The organism is Stenotrophomonas sp. 05L44_2, assembly GCF_056665995.1.
The window spans coordinates 1-4,008 of sequence record NZ_JBFTNR010000389.1 but is presented as its reverse complement, the minus strand read 5'-3'; the positions used below and the strand labels follow the sequence as shown (position 1 = coordinate 4,008).

Annotated in this window: 5 protein-coding genes; all 5 read left to right on the top strand. The window is 67.9% G+C overall.

The features are described 5' to 3' along the window. The coding region (locus tag AC1VAN_RS14125; protein WP_480986018.1) for a beta-ketoacyl-ACP synthase at positions 1–977 on the top strand (977 nt) is incomplete at its 5' end. Further along, positions 974–1,432 (top strand): hotdog family protein, encoded by a 459-nt coding sequence (locus AC1VAN_RS14120; RefSeq protein ID WP_025877993.1) that lies wholly within the window; start codon positions 974–976, stop codon positions 1,430–1,432. The genes AC1VAN_RS14125 and AC1VAN_RS14120, both read left to right, overlap by 4 nt. Continuing rightward, entirely contained in the window at positions 1,429–2,160 is a 732-nt protein-coding gene (locus AC1VAN_RS14115) for a 3-ketoacyl-ACP reductase FabG2 (RefSeq protein ID WP_025877991.1), read from the top strand. The genes AC1VAN_RS14120 and AC1VAN_RS14115 overlap by 4 nt, the downstream gene beginning before the upstream one ends. Further along, a complete protein-coding gene (locus AC1VAN_RS14110) occupies positions 2,160–3,398 on the top strand; it encodes a beta-ketoacyl-ACP synthase (protein ID WP_480986017.1) in 1,239 nt (412 codons plus the stop codon). Before AC1VAN_RS14115 ends, AC1VAN_RS14110 begins: the two co-directional genes overlap by 1 nt. Before the next feature lie 37 nt (positions 3,399–3,435). After that, on the top strand, positions 3,436–3,876 hold the full coding sequence (locus AC1VAN_RS14105) for a hypothetical protein (RefSeq protein ID WP_025877987.1): 441 nt from the start codon (positions 3,436–3,438) through the stop codon (positions 3,874–3,876). The last annotated feature ends 132 nt before the right edge of the window (positions 3,877–4,008 follow it).

Sequence of the window (4,008 nt, the reverse complement as noted above, 5' to 3'; positions counted from 1 at the left end):
ACAATGCTCTGCTGGACGTGGCACTGGCGCAGATCGCGCCGGCTGTTGCCGATGCCATCAACCGTTACGGTGCCGAGCGTGTGGCGGTGGTGCTGGGCACCAGCACCTCGGGCATCGGTGAATCCGAACAGGCGCTGCGTACCCGCGCCGAGCACGGCCATTGGCCCGAAGGCTTCGACTACGCACAGCAGGAAATGGGCACCGCCGCGCAGTTCGTGCGTGAGCGCAGCGGTGCGCTGGGCCCGGCCTGGACGCTGTCCACGGCCTGTTCGTCCAGCGCCAAGGCGTTGATGTCGGCCGCGCGCATGCTGCGCTCGGGCATCGTCGATGCGGTCATCGCTGGTGGTGCCGATTCCCTGTGCCGGTTCACCGTCGCCGGGTTCAGCGCGCTGGAATCGGTCTCCGCAGTGCGCTGCAATCCGTTCTCGCAGCATCGCTGCGGGATCAACATCGGCGAGGGCGCCGCGCTGTTCCTGCTGACCCGCGATGCAGGCCCGGTCAGCCTGGCGGGGTGGGGTGAGTCGGCCGACGCGCACCATATGTCGGCGCCGGACCCGCAGGGTCTGGGTGCCATCGATGCCCTGCAGCAGGCGTTGCAGCGTGCTGGCTGGGCACCTTCGGAAGTGGATTACGTGAACCTGCATGGCACCGCGACAGGCCACAACGACGCCATGGAAAGCCACGCCGTGGCGCAGGTGCTGGGCACCGCCGTGCCGGCCAGCTCGACCAAGCCACTGACCGGCCACACGCTGGGTGCGTCCGGTGCGATCGAAGCGGCGCTGTGCTGGATCCTGCTGGCCGAGAATCCGCAGCAGCAGCTGCCGCCGCACTGGTGGGACGGCGTGGCCGATCCGGCGCTGCCGGCGTTGCCGCTGGTAGCCCCGGCGACCTTCCTGCAGCAGCTGCCGCGGCGGGTGCTGAGCAATTCGTTCGCCTTCGGCGGCAGCAATGCCGTGCTGGCACTGGAGCGCCGATGAACATGCCGCTGTATGCCATCGAAGAGGTGGTGCCGCACCGCCAGGACATGTGCCTGCTGGACCGCATCCTGCGCTGGGACCAGGACGGCATCGAGGCGGAACTGGTGGTGCCCGAGGCCGGCCTGTTCATCGAAGACGGTGCGGTCCCGGCATGGGTCGGCATCGAATACATGGCCCAGGCCATCGCTGCCTGGGCCGGCTGCCGCGCACGCACGGCCGGCAACCCGCCGCAGCTGGGCTTCCTGCTTGGCAGCCGGCGCTATACCAGCACGCGCAGCAGTTTCCCCAGTGGCACCCGCCTGCAGGTACAGGCGCGTTGCGAGCTGTTGGGCGACAATGGATTAGGGATGTTCGCCTGCCGCATCCTGGCAGGCGAAGAAGAATGGGCGGTTGCCAACGTGTCGGTGTTCGAACCGGCCGACTCGATGGCCTATCTGGAGAGTGGACAGGCATGACAGGGAATCCAAGCGTGCTGGTGACCGGCGCGAGCCGGGGCATCGGCCGGGCCATTGCGCTGCGTATCGCGCGCGATGGCTTCGACGTGGTGGTGCATTGCCGCAGCCGTGTGGAAGAAGCACAGGCGGTGGCCGACGAGATCCAGGCGCTGGGCCGGCAGGCGCGCGTGCTGGCCTTCGACGTGGCCGACCGTGCTGCCGCGCGTGCTGCGCTGGAGGCTGACGTGGAGGCACATGGCGCCTATTACGGCGTGGTGTGCAATGCCGGCATCGCCCGTGACGGCGCGTTCCCGGCATTGTCCGAGGACGACTGGGACCAGGTGATCCACACCAACCTGGACGGTTTCTACAACGTGCTGCATCCGCTGATCATGCCGATGGTGCGGCGGCGCAAGCCGGGCCGCATCGTCACCCTGTCCTCGGTGTCCGGCGTGGCCGGCAACCGTGGCCAGGTCAATTACAGTGCGGCCAAGGCCGGCATCATCGGTGCCAGCAAGGCATTGGCGCTGGAACTGGCCAGCCGCCAGATCACCGTCAACTGCGTGGCCCCGGGCCTGATCGAGACCGACATGCTCAACGAAGAAGTGGTCGAACACGCATTGAAGCTGATCCCGGCCGGCCGCGTCGGCCGTCCCGAGGAAGTGGCGGCCACGGTCGCGTTCCTGCTGTCCGAGCCGGCCGGCTACATCACCCGCCAGGTGATCTCGGTCAACGGAGGGATGATCTGATGGCCGCCGATCGTCGCGTGGTGGTCACCGGTGCTGCCGCCATCAGTCCGCTCGGCCACGACTGGCCGACCATCCAGGCCCATCTGCGCAGCTGCCGCAATGCGGTGCGTTCGATGCCGGAATGGGATGTGTATGCGGGCCTGAACACCAAGCTTGCCGCGCCGGCGCAGGACTACGAGCTGCCGCCGAACTACAACCGCAAGACCACCCGCTCGATGGGCAAGGTGGCGATCATGTCGGTGCGCGCCACCGAGGTCGCCCTGCGTGAGGCGGGCCTGTTCGAGCACCCGGTGCTGCGCAGTGGCCGTACCGGCGTGGCCTATGGCTCGTCGTCGGGCAGCCACGAAGCCACCGGCGAATTCGGCCGCATGCTGCATGAGTTCACCACCGACGGCATCAGCGCCACCACCTACCTGAAGATGATGAGCCACACCGCGCCGGTCAACATCGGTGTGTTCTTCGGCTTGTCCGGGCGTGTCTACACCACTTCCAGCGCCTGTACGTCGGGCAGCCAGGGCGTGGGCGCCGGCTATGAAGCGATCCGCAGCGGCAAGCAGACGGTAATGGTGGCCGGTGGGGCCGAACAGCTCGACGCCACGGCTGCGGCGGTGTTCGACACCCTGTTTGCCACCAGCACGCGCAACGACGCACCGCACACCACCCCGCGTCCGTTCGATGCCGGCCGCGATGGCCTGGTGCTGGGCGAGGGCGCCKGCACGCTGRTSCTGGAGGATCTGGAACACGCGCAGGCACGCGGCGCGACCATCCTCGCCGAGATCGTCGGTTACGGCACCAACAGCGACGGCCAGCACGTCACCCAGCCCAGCGCCGATACCATGGCCCAGGCCATGCGCCTGGCGCTGGAAGACGCCGGTCTGCAGCCGGTGCAGATCGACTACGTGAACGCCCATGGCACCGCCACCGACCACGGCGACATCGCCGAGACCCAGGCCACCGCCCAGGTGTTCGGCAGCCGCGTGCCGATCAGCTCGTTGAAGAGCTACGTCGGCCACATGCTGGGCGGTTGCGGCGCGTTCGAAGCCTGGATGAGCATCGAGATGATGCGCGCCGGCTGGTTCGCGCCCACCCTGAACCTGGTCGAGGTGGACCCGCGTTGCGGCCAGCTCGACTTCATCACCGGGCAAGGCCGCGAGCTGCAGGCCGAGTACGTGATGAGCAACAACTTCGCCTTCGGCGGCATCAACACCTCGCTGGTGTTCCGCCGCTGGAGCGCGTGACCCCGCCGTACCCGCACCCCAACAAGGAGACGTTCCGATGCGCCGCACCCTGCTGATCGCCACTGCCACCGCGCTGCTGGCCCTGACTTCCACCGCTTCGGCGCGCGATACCCGCGTCGAACAGTCCCTGCGCGAGCTGATCAGTTCGCAGGCCGCCAAAGATGCCGGCATCGACGGCAGCGTGCGCTTCTACCTGGCCGGCCAGCCGGTCAGCGTGCAGCAGCGCCTGGGCGAGGACGTGACCAACAAGAAGACCAACGCCGCCAACAAGAGCGACGTCGAGGCCTGCAACTGGGTCGCGCTGTCGGCACTGCTGGCCCTGCAGGACGGTGCCAAGTCGCGCGGCGCCAATGCCGTGGTCGACATCGTCAGCTACTACAAGAAGAACGAGTTCAAGAGCGCGACCAACTACGAGTGCTGGGCCGGCACCTTCGTCGCCGGCGTGGCCCTGAAGGGCACCTACGCCAAGGTCAAGTAAGCGCTGCCGACCGGTGGCGCAGCCTGAACGGCGCCGCCACATTGCTGAACCTCAACGGGGAAACGCCGTCGATCGCGCCGCCATCGTCGCGTGACGGCTTTCCCCGGTGTCGGCTTTCCGACACAATCACGG